The 23220-nt window shown below is 71.6% G+C and carries 18 protein-coding genes and 1 pseudogene; 8 read left to right on the top strand and 11 right to left on the bottom strand.

All coding sequences use genetic code 11. The annotated features are described in order from the left end of the window. Positions 1-139: 139 nt before the first annotated feature. Entirely contained in the window at positions 140-937 is a 798-nt protein-coding gene (locus tag ABZ172_RS21240) for a carbon-nitrogen family hydrolase (RefSeq protein WP_356885301.1), read from the bottom strand. Between the two features lie 199 nt (positions 938-1136). Between ABZ172_RS21240 and ABZ172_RS21235 the strand changes: the two genes are divergently transcribed. Continuing rightward, positions 1137-1961 (top strand): maleylpyruvate isomerase family mycothiol-dependent enzyme, encoded by an 825-nt coding sequence (locus ABZ172_RS21235; protein ID WP_356885300.1) that lies wholly within the window; start codon positions 1137-1139, stop codon positions 1959-1961. Positions 1962-2073: 112 nt separating this feature from the next. Here the strand turns inward: ABZ172_RS21235 and ABZ172_RS21230 are convergent, their stop codons facing one another. Then, a complete protein-coding gene (locus tag ABZ172_RS21230) occupies positions 2074-3381 on the bottom strand; it encodes an MFS transporter (RefSeq protein WP_356885299.1) in 1308 nt (435 codons plus the stop codon). Further along, positions 3378-4061 (bottom strand): GntR family transcriptional regulator, encoded by a 684-nt coding sequence (locus tag ABZ172_RS21225; protein WP_356885298.1) that lies wholly within the window; start codon positions 4059-4061, stop codon positions 3378-3380. The genes ABZ172_RS21230 and ABZ172_RS21225 overlap by 4 nt, the downstream gene beginning before the upstream one ends. A gap of 201 nt (positions 4062-4262) precedes the next feature. Here ABZ172_RS21225 and ABZ172_RS21220 point away from each other — a divergent pair, with 201 nt between their 5' ends. Then, positions 4263-5162 (top strand): D-alanyl-D-alanine carboxypeptidase, encoded by a 900-nt coding sequence (locus ABZ172_RS21220; RefSeq protein WP_356885297.1) that lies wholly within the window; start codon positions 4263-4265, stop codon positions 5160-5162. Between the two features lie 83 nt (positions 5163-5245). Here ABZ172_RS21220 and ABZ172_RS21215 read toward each other — a convergent pair whose 3' ends face one another. From ABZ172_RS21215 to pdhA, 3 genes are read right to left on the bottom strand one after another with little or no spacing between them, the layout of a single operon-like run. Beyond that, positions 5246-6649 carry a dihydrolipoamide acetyltransferase family protein gene (locus ABZ172_RS21215; protein WP_356885296.1) on the bottom strand — a complete coding sequence of 468 codons (1404 nt, stop codon included), beginning with the start codon at positions 6647-6649 and terminating at the stop codon, positions 5246-5248. A gap of 10 nt (positions 6650-6659) precedes the next feature. Beyond that, complete coding sequence (locus ABZ172_RS21210; RefSeq protein ID WP_356885295.1) at positions 6660-7640, bottom strand: alpha-ketoacid dehydrogenase subunit beta; 981 nt, start codon at positions 7638-7640, stop codon at positions 6660-6662. Between the two features lie 2 nt (positions 7641-7642). Beyond that, positions 7643-8791, bottom strand: a complete 1149-nt coding sequence (gene pdhA / locus ABZ172_RS21205) for a pyruvate dehydrogenase (acetyl-transferring) E1 component subunit alpha (protein ID WP_356885294.1) — start codon at positions 8789-8791, stop codon at positions 7643-7645. Positions 8792-9138: 347 nt separating this feature from the next. Here pdhA and ABZ172_RS21200 point away from each other — a divergent pair, with 347 nt between their 5' ends. The 3 genes and pseudogenes from ABZ172_RS21200 to ABZ172_RS21190 all read left to right on the top strand — a co-directional run bounded on the left by ABZ172_RS21200 (position 9139) and on the right by ABZ172_RS21190 (position 11685). Further along, positions 9139-9798: a response regulator transcription factor gene (locus ABZ172_RS21200; RefSeq protein WP_356885293.1), complete on the top strand. Its 660-nt coding sequence runs from the start codon at positions 9139-9141 to the stop codon at positions 9796-9798. Between the two features lie 404 nt (positions 9799-10202). After that, positions 10203-10628: pseudogene (locus ABZ172_RS21195) on the top strand (pyridoxamine 5'-phosphate oxidase family protein); the annotation flags it as partial. A gap of 58 nt (positions 10629-10686) precedes the next feature. Further along, positions 10687-11685, top strand: coding sequence for a phosphotransferase (locus ABZ172_RS21190; protein WP_356885305.1), 999 nt, complete (start codon positions 10687-10689; stop codon positions 11683-11685). Positions 11686-11813: 128 nt separating this feature from the next. Here ABZ172_RS21190 and ABZ172_RS21185 read toward each other — a convergent pair whose 3' ends face one another. After that, a complete protein-coding gene (locus ABZ172_RS21185) occupies positions 11814-13421 on the bottom strand; it encodes a protein kinase (RefSeq protein WP_356885292.1) in 1608 nt (535 codons plus the stop codon). A 294-nt stretch (positions 13422-13715) separates the two neighbouring features. On the opposite strand from ABZ172_RS21185, the gene ABZ172_RS21180 reads away from it, so the two are divergent. The 3 genes from ABZ172_RS21180 (at position 13716) to ABZ172_RS21170 (ending at position 17284) form a co-directional block, all read left to right on the top strand. Beyond that, on the top strand, positions 13716-15335 hold the full coding sequence (locus tag ABZ172_RS21180) for a protein kinase (protein ID WP_356885291.1): 1620 nt from the start codon (positions 13716-13718) through the stop codon (positions 15333-15335). Between the two features lie 1082 nt (positions 15336-16417). After that, the gene (locus tag ABZ172_RS21175) at positions 16418-16597 is read left to right on the top strand and encodes a hypothetical protein (protein WP_356885290.1); all 180 of its coding nucleotides are present in this window, start codon (positions 16418-16420) and stop codon (positions 16595-16597) included. Positions 16598-16735: 138 nt separating this feature from the next. Beyond that, positions 16736-17284, top strand: a complete 549-nt coding sequence (locus tag ABZ172_RS21170; protein ID WP_356885289.1) for a bacterial proteasome activator family protein — start codon at positions 16736-16738, stop codon at positions 17282-17284. Positions 17285-18194: 910 nt separating this feature from the next. Here ABZ172_RS21170 and ABZ172_RS21165 read toward each other — a convergent pair. The 4 genes from ABZ172_RS21165 to ABZ172_RS21150 form a co-directional block, all read right to left on the bottom strand. Next, positions 18195-19181 (bottom strand): NAD(P)H-quinone oxidoreductase, encoded by a 987-nt coding sequence (locus ABZ172_RS21165; RefSeq protein WP_356885288.1) that lies wholly within the window; start codon positions 19179-19181, stop codon positions 18195-18197. Positions 19182-19253: 72 nt separating this feature from the next. Then, positions 19254-20396: a potassium channel family protein gene (locus ABZ172_RS21160; protein ID WP_356885287.1), complete on the bottom strand. Its 1143-nt coding sequence runs from the start codon at positions 20394-20396 to the stop codon at positions 19254-19256. Next, positions 20354-21880 carry a molybdopterin-binding protein gene (locus ABZ172_RS21155; protein ID WP_356885286.1) on the bottom strand — a complete coding sequence of 509 codons (1527 nt, stop codon included), beginning with the start codon at positions 21878-21880 and terminating at the stop codon, positions 20354-20356. The genes ABZ172_RS21160 and ABZ172_RS21155 overlap by 43 nt, the downstream gene beginning before the upstream one ends. 449 nt (positions 21881-22329) lie before the next feature. Then, on the bottom strand, positions 22330-23205 hold the full coding sequence (locus ABZ172_RS21150; RefSeq protein ID WP_356885285.1) for an NTP transferase domain-containing protein: 876 nt from the start codon (positions 23203-23205) through the stop codon (positions 22330-22332). Between the last annotated feature and the right edge of the window lie 15 nt (positions 23206-23220).

The following is a 23220-nucleotide window of genomic DNA, read 5'->3' as shown; positions in this document are numbered from 1 at the left end:
ACGCGCTGCGCCCCCGCCGAGCCCCCCCCCACAACCCAACCGTCGGCCCCCCCCCCCGGGGCCGGGCCCCCCCCCCCCCCGGGGGCCCCCCCCCCCCCCCCGCCCCCCCCCCCCCCCCCCCCCACCGCCGGCACACGGCTCAGACGTGGCGTCGCGGGGCGAGGCCCAGACGGCGGTCCTTGAGGGCCGGGAACTGCTCCCGGGTGGTGACGGTCCTGGCCGGGTCGAACTCCACGGTCAGCACCTCCTCGGCCGGCCCGGCCTCGGCGAGCACCTCGCCCCAGGGGTCGACGACGATGCTGTGCCCCGCCTGCTCGACCCCGGCGTGGGTGCCCGACGAGCCGACCGCGAGGACGTACGCCTGGTTCTCGACGGCACGGGCCTGCGCCAGCAGGGTCCAGTGCGCACGCCGGCGCTCGGGCCAGCCCGCGGCGACGACCAGGGTTTCGGCCCCCGCGTCGACGAGCCCCCGGAACTGCTCGGGGAAGCGCAGGTCGTAGCAGGTGGCCAGGCCGAGGATGGTCTCCGGCAGGGCGACGGTGACGAGTTCCTCACCGGCCCCCATCAGCACCGCCTCGCCCTTGTCGAAGCCGAAGCGATGGATCTTCCGGTAGGCGGCGGCCCGCCGGCCCTCGGGGGAGAACACCAGCGAGGTGTTGTAGAGGGTGCCGTCCTCGGCGCGCTCGACGAAGGACCCGGCGTGCAGCCAGACCCCCGCCTCGGCGGCCGCCTTCGCCATGGCCTCGTGCGTGGGCCCCTGCAGGGGTTCGGCCTCGTCGGCGAAGTCGGTGTAGGAGAAGGCCCCGACCGGCCAGAGCTCGGGAAGGACCACCAGATCCGCTCCCCGCTGGGCCACGACCAGCGAAGCCGCGCGCTCTCTACGGGAATTGACCGATTCGTCCGGGTCTATCGCCATCTGGATGAGGGAGGCGTGCACACTACCACCGTCCTGGCATGGGAGCCGTCAACACGGGCCTACGATCGTCACACGAAAGCACTGCCGGGGTGCCTGCTCGCAGCGTAACTTAGCGAGCGAACCTCCCACGCAGCCCGCAGACAGCACCGTCGGTGCCGGCCCTCGCGTCGGCACTCCCTGCTCTCCAGCCCATGCACCGCAGAACCGCACGAGGGGTCCCGTGACCGTCCATCCCAGCCTCCAGACCTACGCCGACGCCTGGACCCACTCCATCGAGTCGATAGCCGAGCTGGTCAAGCCACTCGTCGAGGGGGAGTGGAACCGCCGGACGCCCTGCCCGGGCTGGTCGGTACGGGACATCGTCTCGCACGTCATAGGCGTGGAGTGCGAGCAGCTCGGCGACCCCCGCCCGATCCACACACTTCCGCGCGATCTCTACCACGTGCAGAACGACCACCAGCGCTACATGGAGATGCAGGTCGACGTACGGCGCCACCACACCGCGCCGGAGATGACCTCGGAGCTGGAGTACACCCTCATCCGGCGCATGCGCCAGCTGCGCAACGAGTCGCGTGCGCCCGAGACCATGGTGCGGGCGCCCCTCGGCGCCGAGCAGACGCTCGAACTGGCACTGCGCATGCGGGCCTTCGACGTCTGGGTGCACGAGCAGGACCTGCGGACGACGCTGGGGCAGCCCGGCAACCTGGATTCGCCCGGTGCCCTGATCGTCCGGGACACGCTGCTGACCGGGCTGGCGAAGGTGGTCGCCAAGGACGCGGGGGCGCCGCACCACTCGGCCGTGGTCCTCGACGTGCACGGCCCGCTGGAGTTCCTGCGCACGGTCAGGGTCGACGGCGAGGGCCGCGGTTCGGTCGACGGAGCGCCGTCGCTGGGCCCGGTGGCGACCCTGTCGATGGACTGGGAGACGTACTACCGCCTGGCCTGCGGGCGGGTCAGGGCGCAGGCCGTGGAGGACCGCATCAAGATCGACGGCGACCAGGAGCTGGCTGCCGAGATCCTGCGCCACTTCGCCGTGACCCCGTAGCACCACGCCCGGCGGCGCCCGCTCGACCGACCGGGACGGCGGACCGGGACGGGCGTGCCGGACGGGGCACGGGCCGGTGGCTCCGCGTCCGGCCGGCGCCCGCCGTCCGGCCTCAGGCGGGCACGTGCACGGCTTCCACCCGGCTGACGACGTGGTGGTCGCGTTCCCGGTGGGTGGCCCTGCCGTGCAGCCTCAGGATCTGCACGACGCCGAGCGCCTCCAGGACGAAGACCGAGGCGAACGCGACACGGTAGTTGTCGCCGGTGGCGTCCAGCAGGACACCGACCGCGAACAGGGTCGTCATCGAGGCGATGAACCCGCCCATGTTGACGATGCCGGACGCGGTGCCCTGGCGTTCCGGCGGATTCGCCGGCCGTCCGAAGTCGAATCCGATCATCGAGGCCGGGCCGCAGGTGCCGAGCACCAGGCACAGGGTGATCAGCAGCCACATCGGCGCACGGTCCCCGGGGTAGAAGATGGTGGCGGCCCAGAGGAGCGCGGTCAGTGCGACCGTGCCCAGCGCCAGCGGGGCGCGTGCCGCGTGGTGGCGGGCGATGACCTGGCCGTAGACCAGCCCCACCACCATGTTGGAGAGCACCACCAGGGTGAGCAGCTCCCCCGCGGTGCTCCTGCTCAGGCCCTGCGCCTCGACCAGGAACGGCATGCCCCACAGCAGCAGGAAGACCATGGCGGGGAACTGCGTGGTGAAGTGCACCCACATCCCCAGGCGGGTGCCCGGCTCCCGCCAGGCGGCGGCGATCTGCTTCCGCACGTACGCGGCACCGGCGTGCTCGGCGGGCGGCGGCTCGTGTCCCTCGGGGTGGTCCTTGAGGAAGAGCAGCAGCAGGACCAGCACCACCACACCGGCGAGCGAGCTGCCGACGAAGGTCGCGGTCCAGCCGAACCCGTGCAGCGCGCGGGCGATGAACAGGGTGGAGACCAGGTTGCCCGCCATCCCGAAGAGCGCGGCCACCTGCGCGATCATCGGCCCGCGGCGGGCCGGGAACCACCGGGTGCCGAGCCGCAGCACGCTGATGAACGTCATGGCGTCGCCGCAGCCGAGCAGCGCGCGGGAGGCGAGTGCCGTGCCGTACGAGGGGGAGAGGGCGAAGCCCAGCTGTCCCACCGTGAAGAGCACCACCCCGAGGGTGAGGACCTTCTTGGTGCCGAGCCGGTCGACCATCAGGCCGACGGGTATCTGCATGCCGGCGTAGACGAGGAGCTGGAGGATGGAGAAGGTCGACAGGGCCGAGGCGTTGACGTCGAACCGGTCGGCGGCGTCCAGGCCGGCGACACCGAGGCTGGTGCGGAAGATGATCGCGACGAAGTAGACGGCGACGCCGATGCCCCAGATCCATGCGGCGCGCCGGCCGCCGGGCGGGTCTCCGGGCAGGGCGAGGGTGGGTGCGGCGGAGCTCATCGGTCATCACCCCGGACCAGCACCCTGACCCGGCCGACGTGGCGGCGCACGACCTGTGCGGCGCCCTCGGCGTCGCCGGCCCTGATGGCCTCCAGCAGCTCACCGTGTTCGGTGATGTTGGCGGCGATCCGGCCGGGGTGCGCCTCCATCACCGCGACGCCCATCCGCAACTGCCGGTCGCGGAGCTGGTCGTAGAGACGCGACAGGATCTCGTTGCCCGCGTTCTTCACGATCTCGGCGTGGAAGCACCGGTCCTTGACGGACACCGCGGCCAGGTCGCCCGCTTCGGCGAGCTCCCGCTGTTCCTCCAGGAGCTGTTCGAGCCGGGCGATCAGCCGGGCCGGCGCGGGCACGGCCTTGCGTGCGGCGAACTCCTCGACGAGCAGCCGGGTCTCCACCACGTCGGAGATCTCCTGCGCCGAGACCGCGAGCACCAGGGCGCCCTTCTTCGGGTAGAGCTTGATCAGCCCTTCGACCTCCAGGCGCAGGAGCGCTTCGCGCACCGGGGTCCGGGACACCCCGACCGCCTCGGCCAAGTCGCCTTCGGTGAGGAGGGTGCCGCCCTCGTAACGGCGGTCGAGGACCGCCTCCTTGATGTGGGTGTACACCCGCTCGGCTGCGGGCGGCGGCTTGGGGTCCGCGGTGCGGACAGCGGTCGAGGCAGGGGGTGCGACAGGCATGCGCACAGCATAGATACAAGATGCGTGCGTCCGCTGCCCCGTCCGCGATCCGGACCCGTGACGTCGGCCGGTCCTGCCCGGTCCGGAATCATCACGTGACTCACCCATTCGGGTGTACAGCCATTCGGTACGCTCACGAGTCTCATGTCTGGGCGGCACTCCCGTGCGATCGCCCTTTCAGGACCTTTGGGAGCGTCTCCTTTGACACACGGTATTTCGGGCACCCGCCGCGCCTCCGTCGCGGCTGTCGTGACCTTGACAGCGGGCGCCGTACTCGCGACCGGGGCGTTCGCCTCCACGGCCCAGGCGGCAACGCCGCCGACGCCCACGATCACCGCCAAGGGCGGCTTCGTGATGAACGACGGCACCGCGAAGACCCTCTACACCAAGACCGCGGACACCCGTCGCTCCACCGGCTCGACGACGAAGATCATGACCGCCAAGGTGGTGCTGGCCCAGAAGAACCTGAACCTCGACGCCAAGGTCACCGTCCAGAAGGCGTACAGCGACTACATCGTCGCGAACACCGCCTCCTCGGCCCGGCTGATCGTCGGCGACAAGGTCACGGTCCGCCAGCTCCTGTACGGCCTGATGCTGCCGTCCGGCTGTGACGCCGCCTACGCCCTGGCCGACAAGTTCGGCACCGGTTCCACCCGGGCCGCGCGGGTGAAGTCCTTCATCGGCAAGATGAACGCCTCCGCGAAGAGCCTCGGTCTGAAGAACACGCACTTCGACTCGTTCGACGGCATCGGCGGCGGCGCGAACTACTCCACCCCGCGCGATCTGACCAAGATCGCCAGCAGTGCGATGAAGAGCTCCACGTTCCGCGCGATCGTGAAGACCAAGTCCACGAAGCAGAAGGTCACCACCAAGTCCGGTGGCTACCGCTACATGTCCTGGTCCAACACCAACGCCATGCTGGGCAGCTACTCCGGCATGATCGGCGTGAAGACCGGCTCCGGCCCGTCGGCCAAGTACTGCCTGGTCTTCGCCGCGACCCGGAACGGCAAGACGGTCATCGGGACCGTGCTCACGTCGACGTCCGCGACGACCCGGACGGCCGACGCGAAGAAGCTCCTGGACTACGGCTTCAAGAAGTGACCCGTACGCGGGGAAGGTGACCCGCACACGGGAAGGGGGCCCGCCGCACGATGCGGCGGGCCCCCTCGCGTACGACCGGCCCGTCAGGACCAGGTGATCAGCCGCTTGGGCTGCTCCAGGACCGCCGCGACGTCCGCCAGCACCTTGGAGCCGAGCTCGCCGTCGACCAGCCGGTGGTCGAAGGAGAGGGCGAGCGTGGTGACCTGGCGGGGCTTGACCTTGCCCTTGTGGACCCACGGCTGGAGCTTGATCGCACCGACCGCGAGGATCGCGGACTCACCGGGGTTCAGGATCGGCGTCCCGGTGTCGACGCCGAAGACACCGACGTTGGTGATGGTCACCGTGCCGCCGGCCATGGCCGCCGGGGACGTCCTGCCCTCGCGCGCCGTGGACACCAGCTCGCTCAGTGCCTCGCCCAGCTGGGGCAGCGTCTTGGCGTGCGCGTCCTTGATGTTCGGCACGATCAGCCCGCGCGGGGTGGCGGCCGCGATGCCCAGGTTGACGTAGTGCTTCTGCACGATCTCCTGTGCGGCCTCGTCCCAGGCCGCGTTGACCCCCGGGTTGCGCCGGATCGCGACCAGGAGGGCCTTGGCGATGATCAGGAGCGGGTTGACCCGGACCCCCGCCATGTCCTTGTCCTCCTTGAGCTCCGACACGAGCTTCATCGTGCGCGTCACGTCGACGGTCACGAACTCGGTCACGTGCGGCGCGGTGAACGCGCTGCCGACCATGGCCTGGGCGATGGCCTTGCGGACTCCCTTGACCGGGATGCGGGTCTCCCGGCCCGCCGGGTCGGCGACCACGGCGACCGGTTCGGCCACGGCCACGGCCTCCTCGGCCCGTGCGGGGGCCGCGGCGGGGGCCGGCGCGGCGGCCGCGTGGACGTCCTCCCGCGTGATGACACCGCCGTCGCCGGTCGGGACGACCGTGGCGAGGTCGATGCCCAGGTCCTTCGCCAGCTTGCGCACCGGCGGCTTGGCGAGCGGGCGGTTCTCCGGGAGCTTCGCCCCGTGGCCGTTGAGCTCGGCCTGGAGCGCGGCGGCCGCCGGCCCCGGGACCTGCGCGCCCTTGCGGGCGCGGCGCTTGGTGGAGGTCTCGGCCACGCCGTACCCCACGAGCACCGGCTGACGGCCCTTGGGCGCCTCCGGCTGCGCCTCGGGAGCGGCCTGCGCGGCGGGCGCCGCGGCGGGCTGTGCGGCGGCGGGCACGTCACCGCTGCCCGGTGCCACGTCGACCGCGATGATCACCTCGCCGACGTCGACGGTCGTGCCCTCGGGGAAGCGCAGCTCGTGCACCACCCCGTCGAACGGGATCGGCAGCTCCACGGCGGCCTTGGCCGTCTCGACCTCGCACACGACCTGTCCGTCGGTGACGGTGTCGCCCGGCTGGACGAACCACTTGAGGATCTCCGCCTCGGTCAGTCCCTCGCCCACGTCGGGCATCTTGAACTCACGGAAACGAGCGGACGTCTCGGTCATCGTCGTCACGACCCTCTCCTCAGTACGCCAGCGAGCGGTCGACGGCGTCGAGCACCCGGTCGAGACCCGGCAGATATTCGTCCTCGAGCCGGGCCGGCGGGTAGGGGGCGTGGTAGCCGCCGACCCTCAGCACCGGCGCTTCGAGGTGGTAGAAGCAGCGCTCGGTGATCCGGGCCGCGATCTCGGCCCCGGAGCCGTAGAACACCGGCGCCTCGTGGACCACCACGAGCCGGCCGGTCTTCTCGGCCGAGGTCTGCACGGCGTCGAAGTCGATCGGGGACATCGACCGCAGGTCGAGGACCTCGACGGACTTGCCCTCCTCCTGCGCCGCGGCGGCCGCCTCCAGGCAGACCTTCACCATGGGGCCGTACGCGACCAGCGTGAGGTCGGACCCCTCACGGGCCACGGCGGCCTTGTGGAGCGGGCCGGGGATGGACTCGGTGTCGAGCTCCCCCTTGTCCCAGTAGCGCCGCTTGGGCTCGAAGAAGATGACCGGGTCGTCGCTCTGGACGGCCTGCTGCATCATCCAGTAGGCGTCGCTCGCGTTGGACGGCGAGACGACCTTCAGGCCCGCCACGTGCGCGAACAGCGCCTCGGGCGACTCGCTGTGGTGCTCGACCGCGCCGATGCCGCCGCCGTAGGGGATGCGGATGACGACCGGCATCTTGATCTTGCCGAGGGCACGGGCGTGCATCTTGGCGAGCTGCGTGACGATCTGGTCGTACGCGGGGAAGACGAAGCCGTCGAACTGGATCTCGACGACCGGGCGGTAGCCGCGCAGCGCCAGGCCGATCGCCGTACCGACGATGCCGGACTCCGCGAGCGGGGTGTCGATGACCCGGCCCTCGCCGAAGTCCTTCTGGAGTCCGTCGGTGATGCGGAAGACCCCGCCGAGCTTGCCGACGTCCTCCCCCATGATCAGGACCTTGGGGTCGGTTTCGAGCGCCTTGCGCAGCGACTCGTTGAGCGCCTTCGCGAGGGACATCTTCTCAACGGCCATGGCTAGTTGCCCTCCTCGGCGAACGATGCCTGGTAGGCGGCGAACTGGGCGCGCTCCTCGTCGACGAGCGGACTGCCGTCGGCGTAGACGTGCTCGAAGATCGCCAGCCGGTCCGGGTCGGGCATGCCTCGCACCACGTCACGCACCCGCTTGCCGAGGGACTCGCTCTCCTCCTCCAGCGCGGTGAAGAACGCCGCGTCGGCGAACTCCTGCTTCTCCAGGTAGGTGCGCAGCCGCAGGATCGGGTCCTTCGCCTCCCAGGCCGCCCGCTCCTCGTCCGCCCGGTACTTGGTCGGGTCGTCGGAGGTGGTGTGGGCACCCATCCGGTAGGTGAACGCCTCGACCAGGGTGGGGCCCTCGCCCCTGCGGGCACGTTCCAGCGCCGACCTGGTGACGGCGAGGCAGGCGAGGACGTCGTTGCCGTCCACCCGGATGCCGGGGAACCCGAAGCCCTGCGCACGCTGGTAGAGCGGCACCCGCGTCTGCTTCTCGGTGGGCTCGGAGATCGCCCACTGGTTGTTCTGGCAGAAGAACACGACGGGGGCGTTGTAGACGGCGGAGAAGGTGAACGCCTCCGCCACGTCGCCCTGGCTGGAGGCGCCGTCACCGAAGTACGCGATCACGGCCGAGTCCGCGCCGTCCTTGGCGACGCCCATGGCGTAGCCGGTGGCGTGCAGGGTCTGCGAGCCGATGACGATCGTGTACAGGTGGAAGTTGTTGGTGCTCGGGTCCCAGCCGCCGTGGTTCACGCCGCGGAACATGCCGAGCAGATTGGTCGGGTCGACGCCCCGGCACCAGGCGACGCCGTGCTCCCGGTAGGTCGGGAAGACGTAGTCGTCGTCGCGCAGCGCGCGGCCGGAGCCGATCTGTGCGGCCTCCTGGCCGAGCAGCGACGCCCACAGACCCAGCTCGCCCTGGCGCTGCAGCGCGGTGGCCTCGGCGTCGAAACGACGGGTCAGGACCATGTCCCGGTAGAGCCCGCGGAGCTCCTCCGCGCCGAGGTCGATCTGGAAGTCCGGGTGCTCGACGCGCTCGCCCTCGGGCGTCAGCAGCTGAACCAGCTGGGGGCCGGAGGCCTCCGGCGTCTTCGCGGCGCTGGTCCGCTTGCTGCTGCGTCGCGGCTTGCGCGCGGCAGTGCTCTCCACGGTCACGTGCGTGCTCCTCCGTCGGTCCGGCCCCCGGGATGGCCGGGAAGCCAGTGCGGCTCGCCTGTGTCCGGACCCGTGCACGGGGTGGGTGCCGCTCGGCCGGGAACAGGCGTGACAGGTGCCCCGGCGAGCGTCCTGTCATAAGCACGTTACCCAGTGCGTCGCACAACTGCGAAACACCTTGTGACCTGCGATTTTGCTTGGATTTCCAAGTAAATCGCGAAAATCGCGAACTCCCGCTGGTCACAGCGTCGGTAACAGCCTGGCAGGAGGCCGGAACAACGGCACGTTATCCCGGCCGGCAGGCGCAGGGAAGGGCATGGGACAGGGGAGTGTGTGAGACTGCGAATGTGCGCGAAGAAGGAAAAATCACGGTATTCCTGCTCGATGATCACGAAGTCGTGCGGCGCGGGGTCCACGAGCTGCTGACCGCCGAGTCCGACATCGAGGTGGTCGGCGAGGCGGGCACGGCCGCCGACGCCCTCGCCCGGATTCCGGCCACCCGGCCCGACGTCGCCGTGCTGGACGTCCGGCTGCCGGACGGCAGCGGGGTGGAGGTCTGCCGCGAGATCCGCTCGAAGGACGAGGACATCAAGTGCCTGATGCTCACCTCGTACGCCGATGACGAGGCCCTGTTCGACGCGATCATGGCGGGTGCCTCGGGATACGCGCTGAAGGCCATCCGCGGCAGCGAGCTGCTCAGCGCCGTGCGCGACGTGGCGGCCGGCAGGTCCCTGCTGGACCCGGCGGCCACCGCCCGCGTGCTGGAGCGGCTGCGCGAGGGCAAGGACGGCAAGGGCGACGACCGGCTCGCGGGGCTGACCGACCAGGAGCGCAAGATCCTCGACCTGATCGGCGAGGGGCTGACGAACCGGGTGATCGGCGAGCGGCTGCACCTCGCCGAGAAGACCATCAAGAACTACGTCTCCAGCCTGCTGTCCAAGCTGGGCATGGAGCGGCGGTCGCAGGCGGCGGCGTACGTCGCGAGGCTCCAGGCCGAGAAGCGCTGAGCGGGGCGGGACAGCGGCCGGGCGGGCCCGGCCCCGGTCTCCGGCGGCGGCCGGCCGGCGCGGGACTTTGGTCCCGGGCCGCCGGGGGCCGGGGACTCTTACCCCGCCCCTACGCGTGCCGGAGAGTGGGAGCCATGCTTTCTTCCCGCCCCTCCGACGGGACCGCGAAGGGTTCCGGTTCCTCCGACGCCACAGGTGCCACCGGCCTCCCGGGCTCATCGGGTGCCCCGGGTGCCCACGGGTCCTCCGGGCGCCCTGACGCACCGGCCGGCCCGGGTGCCGCCGGATCCGCGGGCGCCCCCGGGCCTGTCGGGACCGCGGCCACCCCTGGGCCTGTCGCGACCGCGTCCGCCCCCGGGTCCGTCGGGACCGCGTCCGCGTCCGCCTCCGCCTCCTCCGGCGCGGACAAGCGCCGCGCCATGGAGCTGCTCGGCAGCGTGCGCTACGGCCGGCTGGCCATGAGCATGCGGGCCCTGCCCTTCCTCGCGGTCGCCCGACACCTGGTGATCGAGGGCCGGGTGGTGCTGCGGATGCACAGGGGACTCGGATTCCACGACTCCTGCGACGGAAGCGTCGTCGCCTACGGGGCGGACAACTTCAACTCCCCGGCACCCGCCGGCACGGAGGACCTCTGGTCCGTGCAGTTCACCGGACCCGTCGAGATCATGGAGCCGGGCCCCGCCCAGCGCGACCGCTTCGGGACCGGCCCGGCCGAGGTGAACGGCGAGGACTTCGATCCGGTGTACCTGCGGCTCGATCCCCGCCTGGCACACATGCACACTCTGGCCTTCGGCGCAAGTCCGTCAGGGCGGACACGTAGCGTCACCTAACATGTGTCGGGTGCTGCGCTCATCTGTGACCCTTCCGCCTGTCCCTCCGGTCGGCGAGGTGCTGCGCCGCTACCCGGACGCAGGTGAACCCCTCGCCTGCGAACCGCTCAGCAAGGGCCTGCTCAACCACGGTTATCGGGTCTCCACCACCCACGGTTCGTACTTCCTCAAGCACCATCTCGACAAGCACCACCTGGACGACGCCAGCGGCGATCACGCGACGATCGTCCGGCAGCACCGGGCGACCCAGCAGCTGCACTCCCTCGGTGTGCCGGTGGTCCCACCCCTCGCGGACACAGAGGGTGACACGGTCACGGTGATTGACGGAGAACGCTATGCCCTGCACCGATGGGTGGACGGCCTGCACCGGGACGGCACCCAGCTGACGACCGCCCAGTCGCGCCGGCTCGGCGCCCTCCTCGGAGCCGTGCACATGGGGCTGGAGCAGGTCATGGAGGCCGACCCGCCGCCCCCGGTCCGCGGGCAGAGCCCTGATCCCGCCGACACGTTCACCCTGATCGACGAGCTGCTGACGGCGGCACGGAGCCTCGGCCCGCGCGACGCGTTCGACGAGCTGGCCGTGCACCGCCTCGTGGAGCGCCGCGCGCTGCTGGAGCAGCACGCGCACCGCCGGCCGCCCACCCCCGAGGGCTCCGCGCGGGGATGGGTGCACGGGGACTTCCACCCGCTGAACCTGCTCTACCAGGGGGCCGACCCGGTCGCGATCGTCGACTGGGACCGGCTCGGCGTCCAGCCGCGCGCGGAGGAGGCCGTGCGGGCGGCGGCGATCTTCTTCGTACGGCCCGACGGGAAGCTGGCACTGGAGAAGGTGCGGGCGTACGCCCGCGCCTACCGGCGATCGGCCGGCGCCGGGGCGGCCGAGCTGGCGGCGGCGGTGCACCGGGTGTGGTGGGAGCGTCTCAACGACTTCTGGATACTGCGCTGGCGCTACCGCCTGAACGACCGCAGGGCCGACCCGCAGTTCCCTGCGGTGTCGGCCCTGGCGGTGTGGTGGACGCGGGAGTACGAGGCGGTCGGCGAGGCCTTCACGGCCTGAGGCGCGCGGCGGCGGGGGAGGTCCTCCGCGGCGTGGGCCCCGGGGGCGGCCGGAGGCCGTCGGCTCCGCGGCGTGGTCCGGAGCAGCGGCCTCCGTGCCGAAGGCCGCTCCTCACCCGGCGTCCGCCCTCATTGTCCGGTGGTGCCGGTCGCGCCGGCGGCGGTGCCAGCCGCGGCTCCGGCCGAGGTACCGGCGGTGGTCCCCTCCGTCGTCGTCCCCGCCGTACCGCCGTCGGTGGTTGCGCCGTCGGTGGACCCGCCGTCGGCCGTGCCACCGTCGTCGCCGGTCCCGCCGTCGGTCGTCGTACCGCCGTCGCTCGTGCCCGGATCGGGCGTCGTGGGGGTCTCCTCGGGCTCCTCCGTCGGCTTGGGCTGCTCCTTCGTCGGTGTCCACGTGGGGTCGTCGGTGGGCCACGTCTGACCGCCCGTGGAGGTGCCCGGGTCCTCGGTCTTCTCGGTCTCCTCGTCCGTCGGCTCCGGCGAGGACGGGGTCGGCGAGGGGGAGTGGGAGGTGGTGGGCGAGGTCGGGGACTTCTTGTTGCCCTCGTCACCGCTCGACGCCTGGAGCGCGAACGCGACGCCCGCTCCGATCGCGATCAGGGCGAGGAGCGCGAAGAGCCACATCTTGCCGCGACCGCCGCCGTTGCCGTGGTGACCGCCCGCGTACGCCCCGTCGTCGGGGTTCCGGGGAGGCAGGATCGGGCCCTGCGAGGTGTCCCCGTGCGCGGGGTAGCCCATGGCCGCCGTGGCGCCGCCGACGTTCATGGCCGCGGTGTGGCCGCCGTCGTGGGCGTTGACCGGCCCCGTGTTCCAGCTGCCGGTGTGCCCGCCCTGCACCTGCAGCATCTGCAGGCTGTACTGGACGAGTCCGCGCATCTCCTCGGCGCTCTGGAACCGGTCGTCCGGCTCCTTGGCGAGGGACCGCATGACGAGCCCGTCCAGCTCCGGCGGGACCTCCCCGGTGACCTGGGAGGGCGGCACCGGGATGTCCTGGACGTGCTGGTAGACGACGGAGAGCGGGGTCTCTCCCGTGAACGGGGGTCTGAGCGCCAGCAGTTCGTAGAGCAGGCAGCCGGTGGCGTACAGGTCGGAGCGGTGGTCGACGGCCTTGCCGAGCGCCTGCTCGGGGGAGAGGTACTGGGGCGTCCCCATGACCATGCCGGTCTGGGTCATCGTCGACTGGGCGCCGTGCAGCGCACGGGCGATGCCGAAGTCCATCACCTTGACGGCACCGGAGTGCGTGATGATCACGTTCGCCGGCTTGATGTCGCGGTGCACGATGCCGTGCTGGTGGGAGTAGGCCAGGGCCTCCAGGACACCCGAGACGATGATCAGCGCCTGCTCGGGCGGCGGGGCCTCGGCCTCCAGCAGCAGATCGCGGATGGTGTTGCCCTCGACGAGCTCCATCACGATGTAGGGGACGGTCGCACCGCCCACGACGTCCTCACCGGAGTCGTACACGGCGACGATCGCGTGGTGGTTGAGCCCCGCGACCGACTGCGCCTCACGCGTGAAGCGGGCCTTCGAGACCGGGTCCTCGGCGAGATCGGAACGGAGCAGTTTCACCGCCACCGTCCGTCCCAGACGGACGTCCTCCGCGGCGTAGACCTCGGCCATGCCGCCGCGGCCGAGCCGGTGGGTCATGCGGTAACGGCCGTCTCCGACCACACCGCCGACACCCCAGGAGTCGGTGCCATCCGAAACTCCGCCGCCGTTTGCTTCGGATTCGGGTGCCATCAGTCCTCGCCGTCGTATCTGTCCGCGCGTCCGCGGGTTCTCACGGTGCCTTGCTGCATTGCCACGTCACGCTACAGGCTCTGCCCGACGCACCGGTTTCCAGAGTGACGGGCCATCCAATCGGCTCGCGCGCCGTACACGCAAATTCGATGCGTTTCCTGTAACGCTTCCGAGACGCTTCTTGTGCGTAGGGTCACGGAACGGGCACCTGGCTTGACGTGTCGGACCCCTCGGGCAGACTTGGCCCGTACTAGGGATGATCGCGTCCGTCGGGCGCCGAGGGGGATGCACGTCATGAGCCACGACGGGGGACAGGGGCGGTACGCGGGCGGTTCCGTGGCCGGCGGCCGCTACCAGCTGCGCGATCTGCTCGGCGAGGGCGGCATGGCGTCCGTCTACCTCGCGTACGACTCGGCCCTGGACCGACAGGTCGCGATCAAGACGCTGCACACGGAGCTCGGGCGCGAGCAGTCCTTCCGCGAGCGGTTCCGGCGCGAGGCCCAGGCCGTCGCCAAGCTGCAGCACACCAACATCGTCTCGGTGTTCGACACCGGCGAGGACGAGCTCGGCGGCGCCCTGATGCCGTACATCGTCATGGAGTACGTCGAGGGGCAGCCGCTCGGCTCCGTGCTCCAGTCGGACATCCAGCAGTACGGCGCCATGCCGGGCGAGAAGGCCCTCAAGGTGACGGCCGACGTGCTCGCCGCCCTGGAGACCAGCCACGAGATGGGTCTGGTCCACCGGGACATCAAGCCCGGCAACGTGATGATGACCAAGCGCGGCGTCGTCAAGGTGATGGACTTCGGCATCGCCCGGGCGATGCAGTCGGGCGTCACCTCGATGACCCAGACCGGGATGGTCGTCGGCACCCCCCAGTACCTCTCCCCCGAGCAGGCGCTCGGCCGCGGCGTCGACGCGCGCTCCGACCTGTACTCGGTCGGCATCATGCTCTTCCAGCTCCTCACGGGCCGTATCCCCTTCGACGCGGACTCCCCGCTCGCCATCGCGTACGCGCACGTGCAGGAGGAGCCGGTCGCCCCGTCGAGCATCAACCGGTCGGTCACGCCCGCGATGGACGCCCTCGTCGCCCGCGCGCTGAAGAAGAACCCGAACGAGCGTTTCCCGAGCGCCGCGGCGATGCAGGACGAGATCACGCGGGTGCTCAACGCCGGCGGCCCCGCGGGGGCTCCGGTGATCATCGGCGGCGGCGCTCCGGCGAACAGCGGCTCGGGCGTCGGCTCGGCGGTCTTCCCGCCCGTCGACCAGGCCACACCGGCACCGCACAGCGTGCAGACCCCCTACCAGCCGCAGCAACACCAGCCGGGCCCCTACGGCCCGCCGACCCCGGCCCCGACGCAGGGGTACGGCTATCCGCAGACGGCCCAGACGTACGGCCCGGCCCACCTGGGGCAGCAGACGCACGCCCCGTACGCCATGTCCCCGCAGACGACGGCGGGCTCCGGCGGAGGCGGCGCGTCCAAGGGCAACATGCCGGTCGTCGTGGGATCCATCGTCGTCGCCCTGGTCGCGATCGGCGGGCTGATCGCGTTCCTGAACATGGGCGACGACTCGGGGAACGGCAAGGGCGGCGAGCCGAGTGCGAGCGGCTCCGCCGTGGGCGGCGAGCACAAGCCGCCGGAGCGCAACCGGACGATGGACAAGGAGAAGTGCACCGACGCCATCGAGGACACCAACGACCCGTCGAAGGTCCAGGCTCCGAGCTTCGTCTACAAGGACATCCGGTCGGCCAAGGACTGCGCCAACGCCGCCGGCTGGACGATCAGGGTGGTCAAGGTGGAGGGCAACACCTACGCCGAGGACCAGGTCATCGACCAGTTCCCCTCCTCGGGCACCGCGGTCTCCGAAGAGGGCGCCGACTTCGAGCTGCGCGTCTCCTCGGGCGACCCGGCCTGACCGGCCGCTCTCCGCTCGCTACGGGACCGGGGGATCTCCTCCTCCTGCTGTCCGCTCGATCGGACGGCTGCGCTGCGACTCGGCCGCACGGTCGTTCGTCTGTGACGGCTTGACCGGCGGATCTCTCCCCGCCGGGTCGCCGCCTCCGGACCTTCCGGGCCTGGGCCTTTTGGAGCCTGGGGCCTCTTCGGGGGGCTGGTTCCCTTGTGGGGGCGGGCTCTTGAGGGGCGGGCTCTTGAGGGGGCGGGCCTGGGCTCTTTACGGGCCTGGGTCTTTTTTGGGCCTGGGCCCTTCCGGGCGGCCTCGGCTCCTGCTCCTTGCTCGTCACGCCGCTCTCCGAAGCTGATCCGGACGCTGCAAGGGCGCGTTCCGGGCGTTCGGAGTGGCGTCTTCGGGCACTCGGGGAGGCTTCCGGAGGACCCTGCCATGGAGGCCGGGCCCTCCATGGCAGGGTCCTCACGGGCCGGGGGCCCTCCTGAGCGTTCGTGCGTGCGGCTGGGGGCCGGTCTCCGGATGCCCGCCGCGGTGCGGCGACTCCTCCGAGCGTTCCCCGATGCCCTCGCGCGCCCGGGGCCGTCCGGACACTCGGCAGTGCCTCTTCGGGCGTCCCGAGGCGTCCTCCGGACGTCTGAGGGCGGCTCCGGGCGCCCGGGAGGTGGCCTCGAAAGCCGGAGGATGCTTTCAGGCGTCTCCAGGATGCCGCCCCTCACAGGGCGTGTGACGCTGGTCTCATGCCTCCAGGACTCCCGGTCTCACGGTCGTCACGGTGCGTCGTCGTTCTGATGGCGGCGATCGGGGTGGTACTCGGACCGATCGGGACGGCAGCAGGAACCACGGCCTGGGCACGCGAAGGCGACGCATCCGCCTCCTCCGCACCTCCGGCGCTCTCGGCTCCGACGAGGCCCCCGGGCTCCCCCGCACCGAGCACTCCCGAGGAGAGCTCCGCGGCCGAGGAGTCACCACTCGCCGGGCGGCTGGCCGGGGAGGGCAGGGCACGGCCGGGAAGGCCTCTTTCCGCCGCGGAAGGGGCGGACTCCGACGCGGCGGCGGACGAGATGCCGCCCGACCCGGATCCCGCTCTCGTGCCCGCGTTCACTCCGCCGCCCGAGGCGTTCCCGGACCCCAAGGAGACCGTGCGGCAGCGGCAAGCCATGAACGAGATCGCCGCACGGCAGATACGGAACATCTCGCTGGGCAGCGGAATCATCCTGGTGGGGCTGGGTCTCGCCTTTCTGGCCCTCCGCATGCGGCGCGCGGACTGATCCGGCACCCACTCGGGCACCCGCTCCGGTGCCCGCCGTGCTCCGAGACGGACGGCCACCCGTGCTCCGGGACGGAGTGATCACTTCTATCCGGGGGCACCGCCATGTGGTGAAGCGCGTGTGCGAGAGAATGGCGTCATGGAGATGCCGAGCAATGAACGGTCGCAGGAGCACCCTCAGGTCCTCGTGGTGGGACAGGACGGCATGGCCATCGGCGGCGGTGGCGATGGCGACGAGTCGCGCGAGATCCCGGTGACGGAGATGGTCGAACAGCCCGCGAAGGTCATGCGCATCGGCAGCATGATCAAGCAGCTGCTGGAGGAGGTCAGGGCGGCTCCTCTCGACGAGGCGAGCCGGGTCAGGCTGAAGGAGATCCACGCGAGCTCGGTGAAGGAGCTGGAGGACGGTCTCGCTCCTGAGCTGGTGGAGGAGCTGGAGCGGCTCTCACTGCCGTTCACCGAGGAATCCGTCCCGTCCGAGGCAGAACTGCGGATCGCGCAGGCCCAGCTGGTGGGCTGGCTCGAAGGCCTTTTCCACGGCATTCAGACGGCGCTGTTCGCCCAGCAGATGGCGGCCCGCGCGCAGCTGGAACAGATGCGCCGCGCCCTGCCTCCGGGCGTCGGCCAGGAGGACGAGGAGATCACCGTCGATCCTCACGGTCCGGCACGGTCCGGCCCGTACCTGTAGGCCCGGTCTCACCGGACGGCCCAGGCAACCGGGGCCCGGCACACACACTGTGTGCCGGGCCCCGCCGTCGTCCCGCCCGCTGCCACTGCCGAACGGCCGACGGGTCGGCCGGTGGGTCGGCGGGTCGGCCGGTGGGTCGGCGGGTCGGCCGGTGGGTCGGCGGGTCGGCCGGTGGTCCGGTGAGTCGGCCGGTGGTCCGGTGAGTCGGCGGCCCGAGGGCCAGGGGCGACGAACGGGGGCCGGGGACACGGTGACCCGGCAGTCGGGGTGCGGTGCCCCTGGGCCGGGGGCCGATGGCTAGGGGGCCGGGCGCAACGACCGGGGGGCCGGGCGACACGGTGGTCAGATGACCGCGTGGCCGAGTGGCCCGGGGCCGATGCCGGTGACCGCGTGGCCCGGGGATCGATGCCGGTGGCCCAGGGCCAATGCCGGTGGCCCGAGCATGGTGGCCCGGTGGCCGAACGCCGGAGCGCAATGACCCGGCGGTCGAAAGCCTGGGCGCGGTGCCCCTGGGCCGGGGGCCGGCGGTCCCGGACATGGTGGCCAGGCGACCCGGGGCCGGTGCCCCGGAGCCAATGGCGCTGGTCCGAGGGCCGATGGCGACGGCCGGGGGCCTGGATCGCGACGAAACGCCCGCCGGTTCCGTGGCCTGCCGTCCTCACCGTCCTGGTACCCGACATGAAGCGCCCGCAGGTCCGGCGACCTGTCGATCGTGCCTGCCTGAGTACCTCCCGCCGGCCGAGGCCGACGGGCCCGACCTCACGCCCGGGATCTCGCGTACCGGAACCCATGCCCCGGAACCCACACCCCGGACCGCACGCTCCGGACCTTCCGCGCCGGCCCCTCCGCCACAGGTCTCGCAACCTCGGCTCTCGGCTCCCTCGTGCCTCAGGTCGTGCGGTCTCGTGCCTCAGGCGTTCGGCGCGGCGAGAAGGATCTTGCCGACATGGCTGCTGGACTCCATCAGCCGGTGGGCTTCGGCCGCCTCCGGCATGGGCATCGTGCGGTCCACGATCGGCTTGACGACGCCGTCGGCGAGCAGCGGCCACACATGCTCGCGTACCGCGGCGATGATCGCGGTCTTCTCGGCGAGCGGCCGTGCACGCAGCGACGTTGCCGTGACGGCGGCCCGCTTGCTCAGCAGGGCGCTCAGATTCAGCTCGCCCTTGGCACCGCCCTGAAGGCCGATGACGGCGAGACGGCCGTTCACCGCCAGTGCCCGCACGTTCCGGTCGAGATACTTCGCGCCGATGATGTCGAGGATCACGTCCGCTCCCGCACCGTCCGTGGCCTGGCGCAGTTCTTCGACGAAATCCTGTTCGCGGTAGTCGATGAGGATGTCGGCACCGAGTTCCTGACAGCGCGCCAGCTTCTCGGGTCCGCCCGCGGTCACCGCGACGCGCGCGCCGACGGCCTTCGCCAGCTGGATCGCCATCGTGCCGATACCGCTGGATCCTCCGTGCACCAGAAGGGTCTCGGCCGGACGGAGGTGGGCCACCATGAAGACGTTGGACCAGACCGTCGCCGCCACCTCGGGCAGCGCTGCCGCCTCGGCGAGATCCACACCGGCGGGCACCGGCAGCATCTGGCCGACGGGCACCACCACCTTCTCCGCGTAGCCGCCGCCCGCGAGCAGTGCGCACACCTCGTCGCCCACGGCCCACCCCGTCACACCGGGGCCCAGCTCCGTGATGCGGCCCGCGCATTCGAGTCCGGGATAGGGGGAGGCACCGGCCGGAGGGTTGTAGAAGCCCTGCCGCTGGAGGACGTCGGCCCGGTTGACCGCGCTGGACACGACCTCGACGAGGACTTCGCCCTCGCCTGGTACGGGATCGGGGACCTCGGCCCATACGAGCGCTTCGGGGCCGCCGGGTTCGGGGATCGTGATCGCATACATGGCGGCGAGGCTACTCCGTGCAGGACCGGGACGGGTCCGACCTGGCTGCGCCGCCCGGGACCTTCTCCCCTGCTAGGACGACTGGCCGGGTGCCTGAGGATGGTGCGCCGCCGAGACATGGAGCGGTGATGCCCGCACGATGGTGATCACCCGGTCCGTCAGCTGCAGCGGGCTGGCCGCGGGATCGTCGTACCCCAGCAGCCGGTGCCCACGCAGCACGCTCACCACCAGGTCGTCGGTCTCCCGGACGCTCTTGCCGACCTCGGCCTTTATCACCGGCCGTTCGACGAGATCGAGCCCGCTGCCCTGCTGGATGAGGTCCTCCATCACCGTGCCCGCACTGGGGCTGAGGACGGAGAGACCGAGCAGACGGCCCGCCGCGCTCGCGCTGGTGATCACGGCATCGGCGCCGGACTGGCGCAGCAACGGCGCGTTCTCCTCCTCGCGCACCGCAGCCACGATCTTCGCGCCGCGATTGAGCTGTCGCGCGGTCAGTGCGACCAGGACGGCGGTGTCGTCACGCTGGGTGGCGATGATGATCTGACGGGCCTTCTGGACCTCGGCCCGCAACAGCACATCGCTGCGTGTCGCATCGCCCAGCACGCCAACGAAGCCCTCCGCGTTGGCCGCTTCGATGACCTTGCCGGCCGGGTCGACGATGACGATCTGGTCCTTCTTCAGACCGGTCGCGCAGAGCGTCTGGATCGCCGAGCGGCCTTTCGTGCCGAAGCCGACGACCACGGTGTGTTCACGCAAGTTGCTTCTCCAACGGTTCAGCCGGAAATCCTCCCGGGTCCGCTCCGTCAGGACCTCGAGGGTGGTGCCGACCAGGATGATCAGGAAGAGCACGCGCAACGGCGTCACCAGCACCACGTTGACCAGGCGAGCCGGATCGCTGTACGGGACGATGTCGCCGTAGCCGGTCGTCGACAGCGTCACCGTCGCGTAGTAGACGGCGTCGAGGAAGTCGACCTTGTTGTCGGCGTTGTCGTGGTAGCCGCCCCGGTCCGCCCAGACGATGAAGACCGTGGCGGCCAGCACCGTGAGAGCCATGGCCAAGCGCTTGGCCACCTGCCGCAGCGGCCGGTCGACCACCCGCCGGGGAAGGAGCACCCGGGTCGGGACGACATGTTCGTCTGCGCGCCTGGCCATCGCATCGTGGCCGGGAAGTTTCACGTGAAACACCCTTCCGTCCACGGCGACGCCGAGGCCCACGGTAGATCGAGGATCTCCACCTCGGTGCCGGACCGTACCCCGCCGGGCGGCACCACGGCCAGCCCGTCCGCGGCGGCGATCCCACGCAGCATGGCGGGACCGTCGTAATGAAGGGGAACGACGCTGTCGTCGCGGTGGACCACGGGGATCAGCCGGGTGTCGTGCGGGTGTCCGTGCACCTCTTCATGGACCGAGGCGTGGTACCGGTCCTGCGGAGACCGGCCGGCGATCCCCCGGAGCAGGGGCTCGGCCAGCGTGAGCAGTCCGGACACTGCGGCAAGAGGGTTGCCGGGCAGCCCCACCAGGCAGGGTCCCCGCTCGGCAAGGCGCGCCAGAAGCATCGGATGACCAGGCCGTACGGCCACCCCGTCGACGAGGAGTTCGGCCCCGATCCGCTCCAGCACCGGGTGCACGTGATCCACCGGGCCGGCGGCTGTCCCACCCGTGGTGACGATCAGGTCGGCATCGGAGGAGACGAGCGCCTGCCGGAGCGCCTCGGCATCGTCCCCGAGCCGCCGGGGCTCGGTCACCTCGGCACCCAGAGCCCGGAGCCAGGGGGCCAGCATGGGGCCGAGCGCGTCCCGGATCAGACCGTCACGCGGGGGCCCCTTCGTGAGGAGCTCGTCACCGAGCACGAAGACATCGACACGGGGCCGGGGTACGGCCACGAGTGCGTCGTAGCCGGCGGCGGCCGCCAGTCCGAGTACGGGCGGAGTCACCACCGTTCCCACGGGCAGCAGCTCATCGCCGGACCGGCACTCCTGCCCCCGGGGCCGGATGTCCTGGCCAGGAACTACGTCGCGTTCCGCGTGAAGGAGCCTCTTGGCCTCGTCGCAGTGGGCGTGCTCGCTGCGGATCACGGCGGTGGCGTCCGCCGGAAGACGCGCGCCGGTGGCGATCCTCAGCGCCTGTCCGTCGGGGAGCGCTGCGGAGGGCTCGCGGCCCGCGAGCAGCCCCTCCCCCTCCCGTACGGTCCAGGGACCCGGCCCCGCGACTGCCCAGCCGTCCATGGCCGAGGTGTCGAACGACGGCAGGTCGGTGAGCGCCACGACGGCCTCGGCCAGTACGTGCCCGAGAGCGCGGTCCAGCGGAAGCCGGTGAGCGGCGAGGGGAGTGGTACGGCCCAGACGCTCGGCCAGGGCACGGGCCGCGGACCAGGCGGTGGCTCTGGCCCGGTGTCCACGCGAGGAGGCCGAAGAACGGCCGGCCGCGCCGACGGATGCGGGCGGTGCGGCCGGATCGGCGGGCACGGGTGGGAGAGGCGAGCCGACGGACTCGGGCGGTGTGGGCGAATCGGCGGACTCGGGCGGTGTGGGTGAGCCGGCTTTCTGAGAGCGCGGAGAACCTACGGCAGGACCGCTCGGATCCGGAGCACCCGGATAGGGAGCACCCGGATACGGAGCACCTGAAGCAGGAGTGCCCGGTGTCGATGCGTCCGGGCTCCTTCCGCCCGCGGCGGGTGAGCCGAGGGCCGGCGGAGACACAGCCGGTGAGCCGGGCTCCTGTGGGCCGGAGCTCCGCGCGCCGTCGCCGCGTGACCCAGCATCCGGTGAACCGGAAGTCCGCGAGCCGGAACACCCCGGTGAACCGGACGCCGAATCACCGCAGGCCCCCGGGTCCACCGGCAAGGACGAGGATGCTGCCGGTGCCGTCAGTACGTCCGGAGCCACCGGCGATGATGGAACCGCAGGTGCTGTCGGAGCCGTCGATGATGACGGAGCCGTCGGTGCGGCCGTCGACGAGGGGACCGGCGCCGGGGGTGTCGTGCCCGGGCCTTCCGATGAGCGGCGCCCGGCCCGCGGAGGACGTCCGACGAGAGCGAGGGCCTGCTCGACCGCCCGCTCCTCCTCGGCAGCCCGTGCCTCCTCGGCCGCGCGCTCCTCCTCACCGGACCCGCCGGCGCCGCCCGCCCGTGCCTCGCCTCCGTGCGCGGTCACGGTGTGCCGGGCCCGCCGCCCGCCTCCGTTTCCTCCGCCCACCGGAGCGCGAGGGCGGTGGCCTTGCGAGAAGCCTCGGCAACGGCCTCGGCCGCTTCCTCCGGGCTCCGGCCGCTGCCGGCCATCGCCGCCGCGTACCCCACCAGGAAGGTGGTCAACGGCGCGGCGGGCCGGGCGACACCGTGGGCGGCGTCACGGGCGAGATCGAGCAGGACGTCGGTGTCGACGTCGAATTCGATGCCCAGTTCGTTCTTGACTGCGGTGATCCATTCGTCCAGCACGGTCCCATGCTCCCTGATCCGTGCCCTTGCGGCAGCAACGTCCTCCCAGGTGTCGCAGTCGAAGGAGGCCAGAGCGCCGGCCCGGACCCGGGCCAGATCCAGTTCGGCGGTCAGCATCCGCAGGGGAAGGCCTGTCAGACTGCCGTGTTCGGTCGCGAGAAGTGCGAGCTCGCGGCGCAACGGCTCGGCCCGGTAGACCGCGACCAACGGCTGGTCCCGCCCGCCCTGATCGGTGCACAGCGCGCCCTCGCGGTCTCCGGATGCCGCTGCGGCCAGCAACGAACGGACGGTCGCCGCGCTCAGGAAGGGCAGATCCGCGGAGAGCACCAGAACGCTCTGTGCCTCCGTGTGCCGCACACCGGCGCCGAGCGCGGCCAGGGGGCCGCCTCCCTCGGGCACCTCGCGGGTCCAGGTGACCGGACGACGGGTGGGGCGACGACCGCCCACGACCACGGTGGACCCGGCGCCGTCGCAGACGGCCAGCACCCGGTCGAGCAGCGAGCGGCCACCCACGTGGAGCCCTGGCTTGTCGGCTCCCCCGAGGCGCTTGGCGGCCCCTCCGGCAAGGACGATGGCATCAAAGGCGGTCATGCCCCGAGTATGCGG

Source organism: Streptomyces sp. NPDC006296 (assembly GCF_040613235.1).
Classification (GTDB): domain Bacteria; phylum Actinomycetota; class Actinomycetes; order Streptomycetales; family Streptomycetaceae; genus Streptomyces.
The sequence above is the reverse complement of the archived record's forward strand: the minus strand, read 5'-3'. Positions and strand labels throughout refer to the sequence as shown.